This window comes from Peribacillus sp. B-H-3, assembly GCF_048572925.1.
GTDB lineage: Bacteria > Bacillota > Bacilli > Bacillales > DSM-1321 > Peribacillus.
Window position 1 is genome coordinate 676,519 of record NZ_CP183879.1, and the last position, 19,301, is coordinate 695,819.

The following is a 19,301-nucleotide window of genomic DNA, read 5'->3' on the forward strand; positions in this document are numbered from 1 at the left end:
TACAAAACCCTATTATTTAGGTCATTTGAATGCTTGGAATGGTTTGGGGTTTTTTTACAAAAAAAGTTTATAATAATAATAAAGCATTAGAGCAAGGTATTTTCTGAACAATAAATAATGTTTTAAATTCAAGGATTTTGGAAAGCGTTAGACATATACATTTTGAAAAGCAGAAAGTAGGCGGGACGATGAAGTGGAAAAAAGGATTGCTGGTTTATAATCAAAATGCCGGCGGCGGAAAGCTTGAAAAGAATTTGGGAGAATGCCTGCCGGTCCTTTCGTGCAATATTGAGGAGTTTCTGGTTATTCAAACCAAAGAGGCCGGTGATGCAGAAAGGATATGCAGGGAATTCGGGGAAGATATGGATGTAGTATTTGTCCTTGGAGGAGATGGGACGGTTCACGAATGTGTCAATGGTTTGTCTGTACTTAATAAGCGGCCTGCCTTAGGCATTTTACCTGGCGGTACCTGCAATGACTTTTCGAGGACGCTTAATTTGCCGCAAAAAATCGGAAAAGCAGCTGAAGAAATGATGGCGGGCAGGATAAAGGAAGTGGATGTCGGTAAAGCCGGAGATAGGTATTTCTTGAATTTTTGGGGAATCGGACTTATTACGGATACTTCGAGCAACATTGATGAACATGAGAAAAACCTTTTTGGGAAAATCGGCTATTTTTTAAGTGCCATTCGGACGCTTGGAGATAATGAACCATTTTCCTTCACAATGGAGTATGACGGAAAAACGATAGAGGATGAAGCAATCATGATTCTCGTCCTCAACGGAAAGTACATTGGGACAAACCTGCTTCCATTTCCCCTGATCGATAGCCAGGATGGAGTAATGGATATCGTCATTCTTAAGAAATCAAACATAGCAGTATTCAAAGAACTTCTAGCAATGAAAAGGCTGGCAGCGGAAAGCGCAGAACCTGACTCGGGTGTATGGTATCTTCAGGCAAGTGATATTAAAATTCAAACCTCTCAGGAAATGGAAGCAGACACAGATGGAGAGATTTATCTGAAAACACCTGCCAATATTCAAGTCCTGCAAAACCACCTCCCTATGCTGTGCGGACCAGAAGCTTAACCTGCGGATGTCTTCAGTGGCGGCGGTTACAATAAAATTAACATAAAGTTTACAGCATTCGTTTGTTCATTTTGTCCAGTTTTACGTTAAAATAAGAGATAACATTATTTTCAAGTTTACGGGGGAACATAAATGATCTATCAAATGCAATTTGTGAAAGGCCTGCTTCATCCGGCTTCAAGCAGGTATCAATTAAAAGAGGCGGAAGCCGTGACCCGGTTTGGCCCTTCCTTGTTCATGCTGTATGCTGTCAGCTTGCTGGTTTATGGAGTTGGAGCATATTTTGGATTAGGGGCAGAATCAATCTCCAAAGAGCTGACTAAGATGACACCAGGGGAGTATGAAGCAGCGAAAATGCTGTTTTTATATGGAAAGCTGGCAGCGGGAATCGTGTTTCCCTCTCTATTTTTCTTTGGTGCATCCTTGGTTTACTGGATGCTGCTGGATATTGCATACATAAAAATTGTGCTGGTCCAAATGATCGTATTCATTTTATATCTGCTGGAAAAGCTGCTGCTTGTACCGATTTCCATTTTCCTGAACGTAAATCAGGATGCAAACCCTTTTTCATTCGGGGTAATAAGCCAGCACTTTACTTCTAATGAGTATTTGATTCACTTTTTTGGAAGTATTACGCTGTTCCAGCTTACTATGATTGCGCTAACCTGTTACTATTTAAAATTTTTGTCAGAGAAAAGCAGATTAATAGTTTGGCTGTCGGTTGCATTGGTTTTTATCATCACTTGGACAGCAGGAGCATTCCTCGCTTATCTTGATGTTAGTGTGATTCTGTAAGGGGCTGTGGAGATTATGAAAACTAAGTACAAAGCTATCATTCTATTGGCGGCATTATTATTTATTTGTATCAATGTGTATTTAATTGTAAAAGAAAACAGCAAAGTGGAAAGAACGCTCTTTGTCAGCAAATGGTCGTCTGTCAAAAAAGAGAACCTGACAAAATCATTTCACACTTCTGGCGTAATAAAACCAAATAATGAGTATCCGGTTTACTTTAACGGCGGGAACGGCAAGGAATTTCAGAAGTTCCTTGTTGAAGAAGGCGATGACGTAAGTGCAGGTACCGCACTTTTTCAATATACTTCTCCAGAAGCAGACAGGATCAAAAAAAATCTTGAAGCAGAAAAATCCCAGGCTGCAGGCGACAAGGATGGAATTGATGCATACATCAGCAAGCTTGAGAGCTATAAGGAAACCATTACAGCAGATATGCCTGTTACAGATGAAAATGCAGATATAAATAAAAACCTCAATCTTGCATCTGATGCCTCTAATCAGGCAATCCTAAGCGCGATTGAACAGGAAATTTATAAACAAGAATTAGAAAAGACTAAGCTTGAATCACAAATGAAAAGATTTGACGAACAGCTCGCCTTCATGGATGAACAAAGCAATACCGCAGCCGCAGCAAGCCAGGCAGATGGAATTGTGGAAAAAATCAATAAAAATTTGAAAAATCCTATTCTTACAATTGCATCCAAGACACCTTCGGTAGAAGGTGTGCTATCAGAAAAAGAATTTAGAATGGCCAAAACGGGGATGATGATAACCATCAAATCACCGGAATTAAAAAGACCGCTTAAGGGAACGGTCGTGAAAATTAATGCCTACCCTGTTAAGGAGCCTTCCGTCAATTCCAAAAATTCCTACCGTTTTAAAGGGAGCATAAAAGAAACCCAAAGGGAGCTTCCTATTGGTTCCAATGTTTCTCTAACCGTCACAGCAAAAAATGCAAAAAGAGTATCAGCTATCGAAGAGGAAGCTGTGCATGTAAAAAAGCAGCCTCATGTTTATAAAATAAACCCAAAAGGGTATATAAATAACCAATATGTTGAATTAGGCCTTCGTTCTCAAGGGAAGCAGGAAATAAAAAGCGGTTTGACTGCTGGCGAATTTGCTGTAGTGTCACCATGTAAAACGCCTCAGGATCATAGTTTGTTTATTACTCCTATATTAGTCAGCGAAAATGGAGCCCCAACTTATAAAAAAATTGCCAAGCACTTAACAATCCGCTATCTATTGACTGGTTTATTGGAAAAATAGATCTTTAATATTGGTGTTTTGGGCATTTCCTCTTGCTGCATTTTAAGCATGAGGAGATTTTTTTATTGAGGGCAGCGATCAGATGATTTTTTGCTGCGGCAGGAAATCCTGTCTGTTATCCAGCATTTTCTGCGGGTAGTTATAATCAAAAAGGATTTACAGATTTGCTTTTATAGGATAATATTTTATTATAATTCAATTTCCGCTTAATCTTGTTATTGAGAACGGGGGAACCAACTTTGCGGTGTATTCCGCTTGGGGTGAATTCTGACTTCAGAAAGGGCTAATGTGTGTTTCCGGGCCCTAACCCGACAGCTAACCTCGTCAGCGTCTTAAAGGGAACAGTATGTGAATTTCGTTCGCATGAAAAGACACCCTACGTGTCTTTTTTTTGAACCAAAACATCTATTTGTTTCCCTTACCGAGACAAATTTCTTTTCCACAATAGAATTTTACAGAAGGTGAGGATGTAGATGAAACGAATTGGTTTAGCTTGGCAAATATTTATAGGTCTGGTGATTGGAATTATTGTAGGGGCCATTTTTTATGGAAACTCTGACATAGCTAAATATTTGCAGCCTATTGGAGACATTTTTCTCCGTTTAATTAAAATGATTGTTGTACCGATTGTTATTTCAAGTATTATCATTGCTGTTGCAGGTGTTGGGGACATCAAACAGCTTGGGAAAATTGGCGGTAAAACGATTTTGTATTTTGAAATTATTACGACTGTCGCTATCTTATTAGGATTATTGTCGGCAAATATCTTCAAGCCGGGTGCCGGTGTAGATATGGGACACTTAAGTAAAACAGACATTAGCTCATATGTTGACACAGCAAAAACTACTGAACAGCATTCGTTTGCTGATACAATCGTTAATATAGTTCCTGCGAACCCAATCTCGGCAATCGCCAATGGCGATATGCTGGCCATTATCTTTTTTGCCTTGATGTTTGGTTTTGCGATTTCGGCCATAGGCGAAAAAGGGAAACCGGTGATTCACTTCTTCCAGGGAACGGCAGATGCCATGTTTTATATGACAAACCAGATTATGAAAGTGGCGCCAGTTGGCGTATTTGCGCTTATCGGTGTAACAGTTTCCAAGTTTGGGCTTTCTTCACTTATACCATTAGGCAAGCTCATCATTACGGTTTATGGAACAATGTTTTTCTTTATAATAGTTGTGCTGGGGCTTGTTGCAAAAATAGCGGGATTCAGTATTTTCAAATTAATTAAATCATTGAAAGAAGAGCTAATATTAGCATTTTCTACCGCGAGTTCTGAATCAGTGCTTCCTAAGCTTATGGAAAAAACGGAGAAGCTCGGCTGTCCGAAGCATATTTCATCATTCGTTATTCCGACTGGCTACTCATTCAATCTGGACGGTTCTACACTTTACCAATCGCTTGCCGCCATTTTCATTGCCCAGATGTATGGGATTGATTTGAGCATCACCAAGCAGATTTCATTGGTTCTTGTCTTAATGGTTACTTCAAAAGGAATCGCTGGTGTTCCTGGAGTTTCATTCGTTGTTCTCCTGGCCACACTTGGTTCTGTAGGAATTCCAGTTGAAGGACTTGCGTTTATTGCAGGTATTGACCGCATCCTGGATATGGGCCGTACCGTTGTAAACGTAGTAGGAAATTCCTTGGCTGCGATTGTTATTTCGAAATGGGAAGGCAAATTCGATCCTAATAGAAATGTCCATGCGGCAGAGAAGGTTAACGGATAAATGTAAAAAAGCTCGTATCTCTTAATGCGGTTCATCTTAGGATGGCCTGCATTAAGAGATGCGGGCTTTTTTTGGTGTGCCAGGCATGGCAACTATCTAGGTGGTGAAAGTCCACTGTGGGGGTACACATCGACCAACCACTAAGGAAGCGCAAGGTACTTATCGTGAGGTAAGGGCTGGAGGAAGCGTGGAATAAAATCTTGACTCGACGAACAGAAACCTGATACTAAGGCTCTATAAAGGGACGAGACTCCCAAACAAGTTAAAGTCCAAAAGATGTGCGTAACTTTGTAGGGTAAATCAGGCGAGCAAAAGAGGAAAGATAGTTGTCTTACCCTGGGAGGTCTTGCGGATGTACAGAAGTACAGTCGAAAAAGGTTAGCCGCAAGAAGTCAGCAGAAGCCATAGTAGTGAAATAATTTCATGAAGGGCTGAACAATTTATAGTGTTTCAACACCACGAATGCGTGAGTGACGAAAACTCCGAATGTGTTAATGGTAAAAGTATGAGCGTATCTCAAAGGATAACCAAAAGGGAGCTATCACTTACTACGTGAGAGGGAAGGAGAAACGAGTGTGGAACTTTTAGAACAGATTCTAAGAAATCAAAATATGAATGAAGCCTACTTACGTGTTTATAAAAATAAAGGTACAAGTGGGATCGATGGAGTGACAGTCGACGAACTAAAGCAATATCTGAAAGAGAATAAGGATGAACTGCGTCAGCGCATCAGAACAAGAAAATACCAACCACAAGCTGCCTTAAGAGTGGAAATCCCAAAAGAAAACGGAAAGGTGCGCAAATTGGGAATACCAACAGTAGTGGACAGAGTCATTCAACAAGCCATTCATCAAGTCTCAGTCCGATATTTGAAGAACAGTTCAGCGAATTCAGTTACGGTTTCAGACCAAAAAGAAGTTGTGAAATGGCGATTATTAAAAGCCTGGAATTTTTGAATGATAGTCATGATTGGGTAGTCGACATTGACCTTGAAAGATTCTTCGATACCGTCCATCACGATAAACTCATGCGAATTATATCCAACACAATAAAAGACGGAGATGTCATCTCGTTAATCAGAAAATACTTAGTCAGTGGAGTCATGGTGAATGGAAAATATGAAGACACACCTGTCGGTACTCCGCAAGGAGGAAACCTCAGTCCACTATTGAGTAATATTATGTTAAATGAACTTGATAAGGAACTAGAGATAAGAGGACTAAGGTTCGTGAGGTACGCAGATGATGCCCTTATCTTTGTGAAAAGTGAAAAAGCAGCGAACCGAGTAATGAACTCAATCGTGAGATTTATAGAAGAGAAATTAGGTCTTATAGTCAACGTAGAGAAGAGTAGAATCTCACGTCCAAAAGAATTAAAATTCTTAGGATTTGGGTATTATTACGACATTAAAAACAAGAGATATCAAGTGGAACCTCATCCAAGTTCGGTACAGAAGTTTCAAAGGAAGCTTCGACGACTGACAAAACGGAGCTGGAGTGTTCCACTAGACTACCGAATATTGAAACTGAAACAAGTGATACTTGGATGGGTAAACTACTTCAGAGTGGCAAACATGAAAAAGGTGACTGAACGAATAGACCAAAAGCTTCGCTCTAGAATTAGGGTCATCATCTGGAAGCAATGGAAAGTAACGAAGAAACAAATCAAATCGCTTATTCAACTAGGGATTCCGGAGGAAGAAGCGAAAGGATTAACATACTGTCGAAAAGGTTACCGATTCATAGGATTATCAAAAGTCGTCCAAAGAGCAATCTCAAACAAAAGACTAAAGCAGAGGGGAGTCCCCTCTGCTTTAGAACATTATCTAAAAGTACACACTGTGATATAAATTGAAACGCCGTATACGCGAACCGTACGTACGGTGTTGTGAGAGGGGTGAAAATAAATGACTTATTTTCCCTCTACTCGATTTATGGCTGCCACGTTCAATCTGGTACCAGCGCCATATTTTTATGTGCTGTATGGGCCCATGAAACTGAGTCTGAACGCATAAGCAGGATGCGGAAATCTATCTTTGTGATGGGTGCCCGGCTGCTTGGCTTTTACTGATAGTAAAACTGAGACAGAAATTGGCGGAAGCGCATGCCCTCTTCATGCTGATACTTGGCAATGAAATAGCTGCGTGCAACTGGAAGGGAAAGTTCTTCTGTTAATACTTCCGAAAACCTGCCTTCAAGTAATTCCCTTCTGACGATAGAGGACGGCAAAAAGGAAATTCCGAGTCCTTCTTCAATGAATCGTTTCGTCACTTCAATCTGTGTCACTACCATTGTTTGGACATAAGAGTATTTCTTCTTGATTTGTTTCAGCAGATCTCCCCAATATTCTGGGTGGTTATGAGTTAAAATCTTATGCTGCCGCAACAATTCCTCCATATCGACCGGCGGGCTGCTTTCGCTATACCAGCCATCATGCGGGGCAATCATGATGACAGGATCCGCGTAAAGCGGTGAACAGGTTAACTCTGTGTGTACAATCAGCATTCTCGAGAGCCCGCAATCAGCTTGTCCTTCTAATACCGCAGCGGGGATATCCTTAGACTCCATAACCTGAATTTCCAAAGATATGTCAGGGTTTAGGACCATGTATTTTTTCAGGATTGAGGGCATGATGGAAGAAGCAATTAATGGTGATATGGCAAGAGTCAGCTTGCGGGAACGGCCTTGTTTGAAATCTTCCATATCCTCAATGCCTTCTTGATGTATGGCGAGGAGCTTTTTTGCGTACGGCAGGAAGCGTCTTCCTTCTGCTGTCAGCTGGACCCTTCTCCCGATCCTCTCAAAGAGCTCGCTTCCTATGTACTCTTCCATCAGTTTGATGTGGACCGTAACGGAAGGCTGGGAAATAAATAACTCTTCAGCAGTCTTTCGGAAATTTTCATATTTTGCCGCAACTGTGAAGGTCTGAAGCCATTTTAAGTCCATAAGGAACCTCCTGATTAAAAAAAGTAATCAACTTTAGCGTAAAAATTCAATATTTTCTATTAATTATACGGCTTATTATATAAGTAGAAAAGGAGGAGTTAAAATGAGTAAAGGGTTGAAGGGAATCATTGCTGCTGAAACATCTATAAGCATGATTGACGGGGAAAGGGGTCTGCTGATTTATCGTGGATTTGATGCTAAAGAATTGGCTCTGACAAGGTCATTTGAGGAAGCGGCCTACCTGATATGGCACGGGGAATTGCCTGATGGAAACCAGCTTGATGCGCTGAAGGTAATGCTTAAGGAAAAAAGAATGCTGCAGCCTGAAACAATAGCAATGCTTCAGGCCTTACCTGCGGATATGGAATTAATGGCGGCCATCCGCACAGTTATTTCGTCTATGGGAACCCGGAAATTTAATGAAAAACCAGTTATAGAGCAGGCGATTGAACTAATGGCTGTCATTCCTTCTGTCATTGCCTGGCGATATAGGGAAAATAAAGGGTTATTGCAGATTGAACCTGATGAATCGCTCAATCATGTGGAGAACTTTCTCTATATGCTAACAGGTGAAAGGAGGCTGGGGGCCAAAAGGGATGCTCTGGAGGCCTATATGATTTTGACGATGGAGCACGGAATGAATGCATCGTCATTTGCGGCAAGGGTGATAGCATCAACAGAATCCGATTTAGCATCAGCAGTTACAGGCGCAGCGGGTGCCATGAAAGGACCTTTGCACGGGGGAGCGCCGAGCGGGGTCATTGAATTATTAAATGAAATAGAGTCAGGAGGGATAGAAAGAATACTCCGTCTCAAGCTTAATAACGGAGAGAAACTGATGGGTTTCGGACATAGGGTTTATAAAACAGCTGATCCAAGGGCAATTGCTTTACGTGAAATTGCCCAAAGAGTAAGCGGAAATAATTCTTGGCTTGAATTGGCTGTAGAAGTGGAAGACTGTGCGGTTAGATTACTCAAGGAATATAAGCCTGGAAGAAACCTTTATGCGAATGTAGAATTTTATGCGGCTGCCGTTATGAAAGCAATAGGTATGGAAGATGAATTGTTTACTCCAGCGTTTACAGCGGCGAGAATAACAGGGTGGACTGCTCATGTGATGGAGCAATGGTCAGATAATGCTATTTACCGGCCGGATGCGAGATATATAGGAGTAATTAAGGAAAAAGGGATGAGAGCTGCGGCAGAGAAAAAAGGATAAATTATTATAGTGATATTGAACATGAGTAAAGAGTGTTTAGCGCATTGCATACGCCAGGGGGGTATGATAAGATTTTTGTAGAGGGAGGCTGTGCAATGAGTGAAAAAAACCCTAATGAACAAAGCGTGATGCCGATAGACGGGGCAGCAGATTGCTGCTCAGGAGAATCTTCCCGAAAGAGCCATCATTCTGACGCTGTTAAAAAAAACCTGATAACTCGCTTGAACAGAGTGGAGGGTCAAATAAGGGGCATTAAAGGACTAATAGAAAAAGATACCTATTGTGATGATGTGATCACCCAAATCGCTGCCACTCAATCTGCTCTGAATGGTGTAGGAAAGCTTTTGCTCGAAGGCCATATGAAGAGCTGTGTGGTTGAAAGGATTCAAGAAGGCGACATGGAGGTCCTTGATGAAGTGCTTGTGACTATCCAGCGGTTAATGAAGAAATAAGAAACCAATAGTCAGTGAGGACAAGGAATGGCTCTGTTTTAGAGGGGATTATAGAGACTGGACTTTCCCCTAAGTGGCCAGTGCTGATTACACTTATGAATTTTTTGAAAGCTTTCTGTCAGAGAAGGCTTTTTATTTTTAGCTCTGCTAAAAAGCTAATATAGAGTCTGACGTGAAGACGGGCAGGGGACTGTTTGGCGAAAGCGAACTGGCAAGATGCCTTGAACAATAGAATGCTGCTTTTCTCTTTCTGTGTTGATGGCTAACTGAGCCACATCTTCACTGAGTAATGGAGATTTAGGATTCGCCAGGAAAATTCCTATTCAAATTATACAAAGGGGAATTGTTTTTGGTAAAATAATCAATAATGGACTTTTTGGGCATTCTATTGAAAACAGGAAGGACAAATGCCAGTTCGGAGGGATAGTATGAAAAATGAAAGAAAAGACATTCTTTATATGCATGTGCAGGCTTCCGAACGATTTGTGATTTCCTATGGAATGAGCTTTCAGGAATTTGTTTATTCCCTGCAGCATCCTCTTTCCAATCTTCTGCTGCTGAAGCATCAGTTTGAAGATGGAGAATTCAATAGAAACACGCTTTTGGATTATGTTCCAAGTGACAGTGTGATGAATCTGCTTAAAGAGGATGTCAGCGAGTATGGAGATTTTTGCTGGGTAGACTTTGAAGAAGAAGCAGCTCTTGATGATATAGAAGATAAGGAACTTGCGGAGCTTCTGTTTTTGGGACACACCAAAAGCCACTTAAGGCAGCCTTTTTTCAGAAAGCTGAATAACCATTTTGCATATCTTTCCCATGATGATGGATGGTTTAATAAAACGTACTACAGATCGCTTGATACATATTATAAAATGCTTGGAAACTTGCTTTCCATTAAGCTTGAGTCCCTTCGTGTTGAGAGGACATGGCTAGGTATCCGAAAAAAAAGCGAATATCCCCAGGTGCCGCTGGAGGTTTTCGAAAGCCTGGAGCCTCTTATGGGAGAGGGAATCGCCATTTCGCTGATTGGCGTGCAGCAGTCAAGGAACCGCATTGAAATCCCTATCTGGACTGTGGGCGATTATTTAAATATGGATGATATGATCGAAGCCTATAATGAGGCGAAAAACGATAGCGCCCATGCACTTGTTGTGTTTAACCGCAAGACCAAAGAATGGTCCGTAGTCCTGAAAAAACAATGATTTTTTATCAGACGAAATAATGGTCTGTAATACCTGCTGGCAGAATTGGCGGCATTCGAAAAAATGTAAACAGGGCTGACTGCCCATGAAGCCCGGTCCTTATGTGACCGGGTTTTTTTGAGGTCATCCTCCGGCATGATGGTGAATGGCTGGCCAATGGAGGCAAGCATGTTTACGGAATTAATTTTAAAGGTAAACAGGTGTAGGCCGTGCCCCTTATTTCATAAAATAGTGGCAGGTCTTTATGCTGTTAAAAAATGGTGAAATTAGAAAAAAGGAATAATATAAATTTTATTTCTTTGCTTCAGAAAATGATACAATAGAAAAGTCAAATTTCCTCGCATGCATGACAGCTGCCCCTAATTTTGCTATATAGCAAGCGCTAGGCATTAGCAAATGCTTACGAAGGAATATATTGCCTGAAAATTAATTTTTGTCTTGAATAATGGAGGTTACTGGAATGAAAACAAAACTGGGTCTGCTTTATGGCGGAAAGTCTGCTGAACATAATGTTTCCCTGCAAACTGCGTATGCTGTCCTTAAAGCACTGGATTTAGAAAAGTTTGATATACATCCTATCTATATAACTGAAGAGGGACAATGGGTAAACGGCCCGCAGCTGACTGCCCCTGTAGAATCTGTGAAAGAATTGGCTTATGCTTCTGAACAAACTTTTTCGCCATTGGCGTTAAGTGCGGCGGCTGAGGCTGGAGAAAATCGGGAAGGCTATGATGTTATATTTCCGCTTCTTCATGGACCGAACGGAGAGGATGGAACTGTCCAGGGAATGCTTGAGCTGTTAAACATTCCTTATGTCGGTAATGGAGTTCTTGCCTCATCTGCTGGAATGGATAAAGTCATCATGAAAAATATCTTTGCTCAGGCTGGCCTCCCTCAAGTGAAGTACACCTGGTTTGTGCGCACTCAATGGGAAAAGGACACAGAAGGTGCATATCAGAAGGTTGAAGAGGAACTTGGTTATCCTTGCTTTGTTAAACCTGCCAATCTTGGATCCAGTGTCGGCATCAGCAAATGCACATCCAAGGAAGAATTGAAAGCTGCCTTTATTGAAGCCTTCCAATTTGACCGTAAAATCATCGTGGAAGAAGGAGTTACAGCCAGGGAAGTGGAAATTGGTGTATTAGGCAACGATGAGCCAAAATGCTCTGTTGCCGGAGAAATTATTCCTAAAAAAGCCTTCTACGATTATAAAGCCAAGTATGAAGATGGTGAAACAGCCATGGTTATTCCAGCGGACATTTCAGCAGAGGAATACAGCAGTCTCAAGGAAATGGCCATTGATGCATTCAAATCACTTGATTGCTCCGGCCTTGTCCGTGCCGATTTCTTTTTGACTAAAGAAGGGGAATTTTATATTAATGAAGTGAATACAATGCCTGGTTTTACACCATTCAGCATGTTTCCGCTTTTATGGAAGCATACAGGCGTTGACTATCCTCAATTGATAGAAAACCTGGTTGAACTGGCCCAGCAGCGCCATGTTGAAAAACAAAAAATAAAATATACTTTCTGACTTTGGATAATGAGATACTTCCGTCAGCGGGAATCTTTCTGCCCAATAATGCGGGATATGAAGAGTAAGCAAAAAAAAGCAGAAGCTGCGGTTATCCAACTGCTGGCTTCTGCTTGCTTTGTTTTCTGACAGCATCACAGGGTTAAAATTTTAAGGAGGCGCAAGAATGATTAGACGAAGCTTGAAACGTGTTCATGAAATGGCAGGAGGCCTGAATGTACTGGAAAATTTCCAGGATGCCGAGATTTGCGGCGTTTCAATTGATTCAAGGAATATTGAAAAAAATAATTTGTTTATTCCTCTGAACGGCGAGAATGTTAATGGCCACCAGTATGTTGAAGGAGCTATAAAAAATGGGGCAGCAGCTTCATTGTGGGAAAAGGGTGTACCGAATCCGCCTGTTGGGCTTCCTCTGATTATCGTTGAAGATGCTTTGGCTGCCCTGCAGCAGCTGGCAAAAGAGTACCGCAGCGAGCTTTCGCTTAAGGTGGTGGGTGTGACGGGCAGCAACGGCAAGACCACAACAAAGGATATGACTGCAAGCCTGCTTCAGACCCGATACAAAGTTCATAAAACAAGCGGCAATTTTAATAACCATATTGGTCTGCCGTTAACGATTTTATCCATGGGTGAAGATACAGAAGCAGCTGTGCTTGAAATGGGCATGAGCGCAAGGGGAGAAATCAAACTGCTTTCCGAAATAGCACGCCCGGATGTTGCTGTTATTACCAATATCGGCGAGTCTCACTTATTGGATCTGGGATCGAGAGAAGAAATCGCGAATGCCAAGCTTGAAATCCTTTCAGGCCTGTCAGAAGACGGGGTATTAATTTACCATGGAGATGAACCTTTACTAAGAGACCGGATTAAAGCTGAATTCCCGGGAGTTCGAGTTATTTCGTTCGGCCGTTCTGAGAATAATGACATGTTCCCTATTACGATTACTCAGGAAAAGGACAGCACATCATTCACTTTAAATAGTAATCCGGGTAAAGTCATGACCATCCCTGTGCTTGGAAACCATAATGTTCTGAATGCTATGGCATCGATGCTTGCAGCAAAAGAGGCTGGAGTTTCTGAAGCATCCATGCAATCAGGAATGGACGAAATTCGTTTAACAAACATGAGGATGGAAATGGTCGAAGGAGCTAGGGGAGAAAAAATTATCAATGATGCGTATAATGCCAGCCCGACATCAATGAAAGCTGCCATAGAGCTAATGGAAGGGATGTCTGGATTTAGGAAAAAAATCCTTGTGCTTGGTGACATGCTGGAATTAGGAGAGCAGGAAGGCGATTATCACCAGAAAATTGGTGAACAGATTTCAGCCGAGAAAATTGATCAAGTTTATACATTCGGTCCATTGGCCAAAAAAATCAGCGACGGGGCTTTGACTGTTTTTTCAAAAGAAAATGTTTTTGCCTTTCAGGATAAAACCGAGCTGATTGAGGAGCTTAAAAAGCACACGGATACTAACGACCTTATTTTGGTTAAGGCTTCAAGGGGAATGAAGCTGGAACAAGTGGTATCAGCCCTTCAATAAAAAGATAAGGTTAGAACCATCATGATAAGCAGCAAAACAACATCAGAGTAAAGATGAATCTGCCCCTGGCGATGTAAAACCGTCAGGGGTTTTTTCGCTGCAATAAATTAGGTAAACTGATTTTTAAAACGATGTTATTTTGGGCGGTTTTCCGGGCAATACTTAAGTAGGAACATTTTTATGGCGGGGGTTCGGAATAAGCAGCAAAAATCTTCCGGCTTGGCATGTTTTATTCACCGGTTGCTTCATGTCTAGTATAAATCTGCTGAATTTTCCTTTTTTCCGGGATTTCAGAGTAAATAATCGCTGATGTATGGAATAGAGTATAGTAGAAAGAAACCTGTAATGTAAATTTAATGCAATGTGAAGATATCCTTTATTGCATTAGGGCGCTTAAGGTGGTAACATACAGTATGTGATTGCGTGTCATTGAATCGATGATAACTGTATGTGTATAATTATCTTTGCAAAAGACACAAATCAATGAAAGAGAGTTTACTGTTCCTTTTGAAAGAATTTCCGTTAAGTTTCTTCATTGTTTGTGAAGAATTCTGTACTTTTAGATAAAATAGGCCGCGCGTCTTGAAACCATATAAAAGCTGCCAGTGTGGCGGCTTTAGTTGCTAATAGGAAAGTCCGGCGTGACTGAGAAGTACTTCTTGGCCAGGCTGCCTCACAAGCCGATTGCCCTTACCGGCAGGGAGTCATTCTAGGATGATGAACCGCCCGTATCCGCAGCGACAACTCTTGTGATTCTTTTCCACTTCCGCACCCCTCAACGCATAAGGGCCTGTTTTTTGTAAGAGCCTGGTTTCTTCCGGGTTTCCATGCAGCTTCGCAAGCTATGACTTCTGCTGAAAGAAGAAAGGTGCAGCAGCCCTCACCTAATAACCGGCTACCTGCCGCGTATTGCTACTTTGACATTTCCGTTTTTTTGAATTTGATTTTGGTTACATGTACTATTAAAAGGGCGATATTTATATTTGGAGCCAGCGTTTTATGATTTTTCCTGCGCTTGTTATGTTCAATATGCTTTTCTTTTTAATAAATCATCATTGAGTTCATTATTTTTTAATTGTAGTCATTCTTTTAGGTGGTAATGAGAAAACTTTTCTTAAGGGTAAATTAATTATGCACTTATAATGCAGATCGCATTGGTGCTGTTATTCAACTGTCATGGGCAAGAAAATGATTTGCTTATGATAAATTACATGAAAAAAAAGGAGTACGACAATTTTGACTTTGTTTAGTGAATTAGGTTTAGACAGAACATCTATGAAATCAATTGAAAAAATGGGATTTGAAGAAGCGAGCCCGATCCAGGCGCAGACTATTCCTTTGGCTCTTGAAGGAAAAGATCTAATTGGCCAGGCACAGACTGGTACAGGAAAAACAGCTGCATTCGGTATTCCTCTAATTGAAAAAATAGATATTAAAGATGATCATGTACAGGGAATCGTAATAGCGCCGACACGTGAACTGGCAATCCAGGTATCTGAAGAGCTTTATAAGCTTGGATACGGCAAGCGTGCACGTGTTATGGCTGTTTACGGAGGACAGGACATCGACCGTCAAATCCGTGCCCTAAAGAAGTACCCGCATATCATCGTTGGGACACCGGGACGCCTGCTTGACCACATCAAACGCAAAAACATCCGCCTTGGCGATGTTCATACAGTGGTACTTGATGAAGCGGACGAAATGCTGAACATGGGATTCATCGAAGATATCGAATCAATCCTTTCGAATGTTCCTGAAGAAAGACAAACACTTCTTTTCTCTGCTACAATGCCTGAACCAATCCGTAAAATTGCGGAAAGATTTATGAATGAGCCGACGGTTGTCCGTGTTAAAGCAAAAGAAATGACGGTTTCTAAAATTGAACAATTCTACGTGGAATTAAGAGAAAGCGAAAAATTCGACACTCTTGCACGTTTGCTTGATATCCAGACACCTGATCTTGCAATCGTATTCGGACGCACTAAGCGCCGTGTGGATGAACTTGCTTCTGCTTTGACAATCCGCGGTTACATGGCTGAAGGAATACATGGTGACTTGAGCCAGGCGAAACGACTTTCTGTTTTGAAAAAGTTCAAAGAAGGAAACATTGATGTGCTTGTGGCAACTGATGTAGCAGCCCGCGGACTTGATATTTCAGGCGTTACACATGTGTATAACTTCGATATTCCTCAAGATCCTGAAAGCTATGTCCACCGTATTGGACGTACAGGAAGAGCCGGAAAACACGGAGTTGCCATCACTTTTGTAACACCAAGAGAAAGAGGACAGCTTCATGCTGTTGAACATACAACAAAGAAACGCATGGAGAAATTAAAAACTCCTACGATAACAGAAGCACTAGAAGGACAGCAAAAAGCAGTTACTGAAAAAATCGTCAATGCAGTTGAAAATGAAGATTTATCCCTGTACCTGACTCACGCTGAAGAATTGCTTCAGAAGCATAGTGCAGTAGATTTGGTTGCTGCTGTGCTTAAGTCCATGACAAAAGAACCGGACAGCACTCCAGTTAAACTTACTGAAGAAGCGCCAATGCCGATGAAACGCGACCGCAACCGTTTCGGCAACAGCAACAACAGACAGCGCAACGGAAGAGGAACATCTGGCAAAAAAGAATACAGCAACAAGAGAACAAACAACCGCAAGCCAAGCGGCAGCTCTACTGGGAACCGCAGCACAGGGCAAAAAAGGGAACAATTTAATAAATAAGCTCCGTTAGCTTATTTATTTCAGGCAGCCAGCCTGAATGGTTCAGCTTGAGCTGGTGGAAGCATCACTTATGAACAAACTAAGGATCACTCATAAAGGACGACTCAGCAGGGATGTATATGGATTGATAATCTGTATGCATCTTATGAGCCTGTCTTGCTGGGGATCCTTTTTTTTATTTGGCTGTTTTCGTAACTTTGCTGCTATGAAAAAAGGTGGCTGATTTCTCTCAGGGTGTTCGCTTGCCGCGGGGCGGGCGGTGAGCCTGCAGGGTCTCACCTGTTCCGCTCATCTAAGCAGGAGTCTCGCACCTTACGCTCCAATCAACCTGACTTAACAATGGGATCGCCTTCAGAACATATTAAAAAAATAACAATCTTTAAGAAAAGAGAGGCAGTAATGCCATGCAAATGGGAGCTCTTATAATGCGGGATTGAAAAGCTTGCGACAGGATTGTATGAACTTGGTTTTTTTATCAATCAAGGTACTTACGCTTTTTTCAAAAAAAGAGCTGCCAAAAGAAAACCGCCCGCAAGCCCGCCTAAATGCCCAATGCCATTTACTTCAGGCTGAAGGAATGAAGCAATGACGGATACGATTATTAATATGTAAAATATGGAAGGGTGCCGCATGGGGATAATATCTCTTTTTGCAACGGCTGTATAAAGGTAAAATCCCAAAATGCCAAAAATGGCTCCGCTCGCACCGGCGTGTGTATAGGTGAGCGGCATGCATAAAAAAGTGGCTATGTTGGACATTATTCCTGATAACAGGAATAATAGCGTGAACTTTAAGCTGCCGAGAGTGCGCTCTGCCCTTGGTCCGAGGACGGCGAGGGAAAAACCGTTGAAAAGCAAATGGCTCAAAGAGGTGTGAAGGAATATCGGGGTCAGCAGTCTCCACAGCTGTCCATTGCCGATGAAAAGATTGACGCCGGCTAGCTTTTGAAAAATAAGCAAGCCAGGCGTTGCTGGTATCAGAATAACAATATAACATATTCCTGTCAGAGTGATTATGCCTGTGACAGCAGGGCTCATTCCGGAAGATTGCAGATTAAGAGCTGTTTTTTTATACAATTCAATCATTCCTTTAAAATAAATGTTTGTTTGAAATTTATATGCCAGGCACGTCCTGGTTAGAAGGGAACGTAGAACAGAATGATAAAAGGAATTGGAATGGATATCATTGAAATATCAAGGATTGCAAAGCTTCTTGAAGCGCATCCGAAGTTTCCGGAGCGGATTTTGGCGGGCGGCGAATTAAAAAGGTTTTCTGAATTAAAGAATAAAAGGAAAATGGAGTTTCTTGCAGGCCGGTTTTCTGCAAAAGAAGCATTTGCAAAGGCATATGGTACTGGCATCGGAAAGGAACTCTCATTTTTAGATATGGAAATTTCATATGATTCAATGGGAAAGCCCATCTTCATATCTCCTATTTCCAAGGGCGTACATCTTTCAATTACACATAGCTCTGAATATGCAGCGGCTCAGGTTGTTATTGAAGAATCAGAATAGGGAATACCGGTGAAAAAGCATAGGGTAATAAATGGCCAGGCCCCCTCATATACTTTTATTGCTATAGGGAGACAAGGCCCGGTATAAGGTACATTGCAGGAAAAGCGCTCTCGAAAAATGTGAATGCCTTCCGAAAAAAAGACATTCAAAACTGTGAAGACCCAATCATCCTGCCGAGAAAAACGTTGCCTCAATGTCTGGATCCTGCCTTTTCCTCTCCCTTTTTAAGTTCAATAAAAAAAGGGGTTGAAAAGATGAAGAAAGTGCTTGTGCTTTTCACTGGGCTATTGCTCGTGTTTGCTCTTTCTGGCTGCGGTCAAAAATCGCAGGAAGATGTAGTAAGTGCCTTGAACGAGAAGCTTACTGACATGAAGGGGTATAAAGCGAATGCAAAAATGACGCTTGAAATGGGAACAGAGCCACAGGTTTACAATGTTGTTATCTGGCATAAAGATCCTTCTTTTTACAGGGTGAATTTGAAGAACAACCAAAAGGAACAGAGCCAGATGATTCTGCGCAACAATGAAGGAGTGTATGTCCTGACTCCTGCATTGAACAAAAGCTTTAAATTTCAGAGCGAGTGGCCGGAAAACAGCAGCCAGGCATATCTTTACGAATCATTGGTGAAGGATATTATAGAGGACAAAAATGCTTCCTTCAAAACGGTAGATAATCATTATGTTTTTGAGACGAAAACGCGTTATCAGAATAACAAAATGCTACCGTATCAGGAAATTACCCTAAATAAAAAAGACCTGTCCCCGGTACAGGTAAAGGTCATGGATCCGGACCATAAGACACTGGTCACTGTGAAGTTTTCGAATGTAAAGTTTGGAACCACCTTTGACAAAGACGCTTTTGACATGAAGAAAAATATGACAAGCGCTCAATTAGAGGTTCCTGTAATGGGCAATGTCGGGGATGACAGTTTTTCTGTCAAATATCCAGCGGACCTAGCTGGATCAAGTTTAATAGAAGAAAAGAAAATTGAGGCAGAAAATGGAAAAAGGGTTGTTTTAACATACGAAGGCAATAAGAACTTTACGCTGGTACAGGAGAAAGCAGAAGTGATGGAAACGACAATTGTTCCGACTGATATGAATGGGGAGCCTGTTGATCTGGGCTATACAGTTGGGGCAATGTCTGCACACTCACTTGCCTGGACACATGATGGAGTGGATTATACGCTTGTTTCTGATGATCTCTCAAAACAAGAAATGGTCACAATCGCAGAATCTGTTGGCGGAAATTCTGTTAAGTAATTTAAAAGCCTATACGTGCGG

At 41.5% G+C, this 19,301-nt stretch carries 16 protein-coding genes and 1 riboswitch; of the genes, 14 read left to right on the top strand and 2 right to left on the bottom strand.

All coding sequences use genetic code 11. The features are described from left to right. Positions 1 to 188 precede the first annotated feature (188 nt). The 6 genes from ACN6MY_RS03235 (at position 189) to ACN6MY_RS03260 (ending at position 6,731) form a co-directional block, all read left to right on the top strand. Entirely contained in the window at positions 189 to 1,088 is a 900-nt protein-coding gene (locus ACN6MY_RS03235; RefSeq protein ID WP_419882721.1) for a YegS/Rv2252/BmrU family lipid kinase, read from the top strand. Positions 1,089 to 1,220: 132 nt separating this feature from the next. Continuing rightward, positions 1,221 to 1,883 (top strand): hypothetical protein, encoded by a 663-nt coding sequence (locus ACN6MY_RS03240; protein ID WP_419882722.1) that lies wholly within the window; start codon positions 1,221 to 1,223, stop codon positions 1,881 to 1,883. Between the two features lie 15 nt (positions 1,884 to 1,898). Then, positions 1,899 to 3,149: an efflux RND transporter periplasmic adaptor subunit gene (locus tag ACN6MY_RS03245; RefSeq protein WP_419882723.1), complete on the top strand. Its 1,251-nt coding sequence runs from the start codon at positions 1,899 to 1,901 to the stop codon at positions 3,147 to 3,149. Positions 3,150 to 3,342: 193 nt separating this feature from the next. Next, a riboswitch (cyclic di-AMP (ydaO/yuaA leader) is annotated at positions 3,343 to 3,494 on the top strand. Between the two features lie 128 nt (positions 3,495 to 3,622). Then, positions 3,623 to 4,882, top strand: a complete 1,260-nt coding sequence (locus tag ACN6MY_RS03250; protein WP_419882724.1) for a cation:dicarboxylate symporter family transporter — start codon at positions 3,623 to 3,625, stop codon at positions 4,880 to 4,882. 575 nt (positions 4,883 to 5,457) lie between these two features. Next, positions 5,458 to 5,838 carry a hypothetical protein gene (locus ACN6MY_RS03255; RefSeq protein ID WP_419882725.1) on the top strand — a complete coding sequence of 127 codons (381 nt, stop codon included), beginning with the start codon at positions 5,458 to 5,460 and terminating at the stop codon, positions 5,836 to 5,838. Beyond that, positions 5,748 to 6,731 (top strand): reverse transcriptase domain-containing protein, encoded by a 984-nt coding sequence (locus ACN6MY_RS03260; protein ID WP_419884060.1) that lies wholly within the window; start codon positions 5,748 to 5,750, stop codon positions 6,729 to 6,731. Before ACN6MY_RS03255 ends, ACN6MY_RS03260 begins: the two co-directional genes overlap by 91 nt. Before the next feature lie 214 nt (positions 6,732 to 6,945). Here ACN6MY_RS03260 and ACN6MY_RS03265 read toward each other — a convergent pair whose 3' ends face one another. Continuing rightward, the gene (locus ACN6MY_RS03265; RefSeq protein WP_419882726.1) at positions 6,946 to 7,827 is read right to left on the bottom strand and encodes a LysR family transcriptional regulator; all 882 of its coding nucleotides are present in this window, start codon (positions 7,825 to 7,827) and stop codon (positions 6,946 to 6,948) included. Between the two features lie 103 nt (positions 7,828 to 7,930). Here ACN6MY_RS03265 and ACN6MY_RS03270 point away from each other — a divergent pair, with 103 nt between their 5' ends. The 6 genes from ACN6MY_RS03270 to ACN6MY_RS03295 all read left to right on the top strand — a co-directional run bounded on the left by ACN6MY_RS03270 (position 7,931) and on the right by ACN6MY_RS03295 (position 16,504). Next, entirely contained in the window at positions 7,931 to 9,046 is a 1,116-nt protein-coding gene (locus ACN6MY_RS03270; protein ID WP_419882727.1) for a citrate/2-methylcitrate synthase, read from the top strand. 95 nt (positions 9,047 to 9,141) lie between these two features. After that, a complete protein-coding gene (locus ACN6MY_RS03275) occupies positions 9,142 to 9,498 on the top strand; it encodes a metal-sensitive transcriptional regulator (protein ID WP_419882728.1) in 357 nt (118 codons plus the stop codon). 428 nt (positions 9,499 to 9,926) lie between these two features. Then, positions 9,927 to 10,700, top strand: a complete 774-nt coding sequence (locus tag ACN6MY_RS03280; RefSeq protein ID WP_419882729.1) for a hypothetical protein — start codon at positions 9,927 to 9,929, stop codon at positions 10,698 to 10,700. Between the two features lie 460 nt (positions 10,701 to 11,160). After that, positions 11,161 to 12,234: a D-alanine--D-alanine ligase gene (locus tag ACN6MY_RS03285; RefSeq protein WP_419882730.1), complete on the top strand. Its 1,074-nt coding sequence runs from the start codon at positions 11,161 to 11,163 to the stop codon at positions 12,232 to 12,234. Positions 12,235 to 12,400: 166 nt separating this feature from the next. Further along, positions 12,401 to 13,777, top strand: coding sequence for a UDP-N-acetylmuramoyl-tripeptide--D-alanyl-D-alanine ligase (locus tag ACN6MY_RS03290; RefSeq protein ID WP_419882731.1), 1,377 nt, complete (start codon positions 12,401 to 12,403; stop codon positions 13,775 to 13,777). A 1,236-nt stretch (positions 13,778 to 15,013) separates the two neighbouring features. Continuing rightward, positions 15,014 to 16,504 carry a DEAD/DEAH box helicase gene (locus tag ACN6MY_RS03295; protein WP_419882732.1) on the top strand — a complete coding sequence of 497 codons (1,491 nt, stop codon included), beginning with the start codon at positions 15,014 to 15,016 and terminating at the stop codon, positions 16,502 to 16,504. A gap of 488 nt (positions 16,505 to 16,992) precedes the next feature. On the opposite strand, the gene ACN6MY_RS03300 is transcribed toward ACN6MY_RS03295, so the two are convergent. Continuing rightward, a complete protein-coding gene (locus tag ACN6MY_RS03300; RefSeq protein WP_419882733.1) occupies positions 16,993 to 17,580 on the bottom strand; it encodes a rhomboid family intramembrane serine protease in 588 nt (195 codons plus the stop codon). Between the two features lie 81 nt (positions 17,581 to 17,661). Here ACN6MY_RS03300 and acpS point away from each other — a divergent pair, with 81 nt between their 5' ends. Both acpS and ACN6MY_RS03310 read left to right on the top strand, forming a co-directional pair. Then, entirely contained in the window at positions 17,662 to 18,018 is a 357-nt protein-coding gene (gene acpS / locus ACN6MY_RS03305) for a holo-ACP synthase (RefSeq protein WP_419882734.1), read from the top strand. A 254-nt stretch (positions 18,019 to 18,272) separates the two neighbouring features. Next, on the top strand, positions 18,273 to 19,280 hold the full coding sequence (locus ACN6MY_RS03310; protein ID WP_419882735.1) for a LolA family protein: 1,008 nt from the start codon (positions 18,273 to 18,275) through the stop codon (positions 19,278 to 19,280). The last annotated feature ends 21 nt before the right edge of the window (positions 19,281 to 19,301 follow it).

Bases quoted from the DNA above. Each gene is read 5' to 3' on its own strand.
- ACN6MY_RS03235 (WP_419882721.1), top strand. From the start codon at position 189: ATGAAGTGGAAAAAAGGATTGCTGGTTTATAATCAAAATGCCGGCGGC.
- ACN6MY_RS03240 (WP_419882722.1), top strand. From the start codon at position 1,221: ATGATCTATCAAATGCAATTTGTGAAAGGCCTGCTTCATCCGGCTTCA.
- ACN6MY_RS03245 (WP_419882723.1), top strand. From the start codon at position 1,899: ATGAAAACTAAGTACAAAGCTATCATTCTATTGGCGGCATTATTATTT.
- ACN6MY_RS03250 (WP_419882724.1), top strand. From the start codon at position 3,623: ATGAAACGAATTGGTTTAGCTTGGCAAATATTTATAGGTCTGGTGATT.
- ACN6MY_RS03265 (WP_419882726.1), bottom strand. From the start codon at position 7,827: ATGGACTTAAAATGGCTTCAGACCTTCACAGTTGCGGCAAAATATGAA.
- ACN6MY_RS03270 (WP_419882727.1), top strand. From the start codon at position 7,931: ATGAGTAAAGGGTTGAAGGGAATCATTGCTGCTGAAACATCTATAAGC.
- ACN6MY_RS03275 (WP_419882728.1), top strand. From the start codon at position 9,142: ATGAGTGAAAAAAACCCTAATGAACAAAGCGTGATGCCGATAGACGGG.
- ACN6MY_RS03280 (WP_419882729.1), top strand. From the start codon at position 9,927: ATGAAAAATGAAAGAAAAGACATTCTTTATATGCATGTGCAGGCTTCC.
- ACN6MY_RS03285 (WP_419882730.1), top strand. From the start codon at position 11,161: ATGAAAACAAAACTGGGTCTGCTTTATGGCGGAAAGTCTGCTGAACAT.
- ACN6MY_RS03290 (WP_419882731.1), top strand. From the start codon at position 12,401: ATGATTAGACGAAGCTTGAAACGTGTTCATGAAATGGCAGGAGGCCTG.
- acpS (WP_419882734.1), top strand. From the start codon at position 17,662: ATGATAAAAGGAATTGGAATGGATATCATTGAAATATCAAGGATTGCA.
- ACN6MY_RS03310 (WP_419882735.1), top strand. From the start codon at position 18,273: ATGAAGAAAGTGCTTGTGCTTTTCACTGGGCTATTGCTCGTGTTTGCT.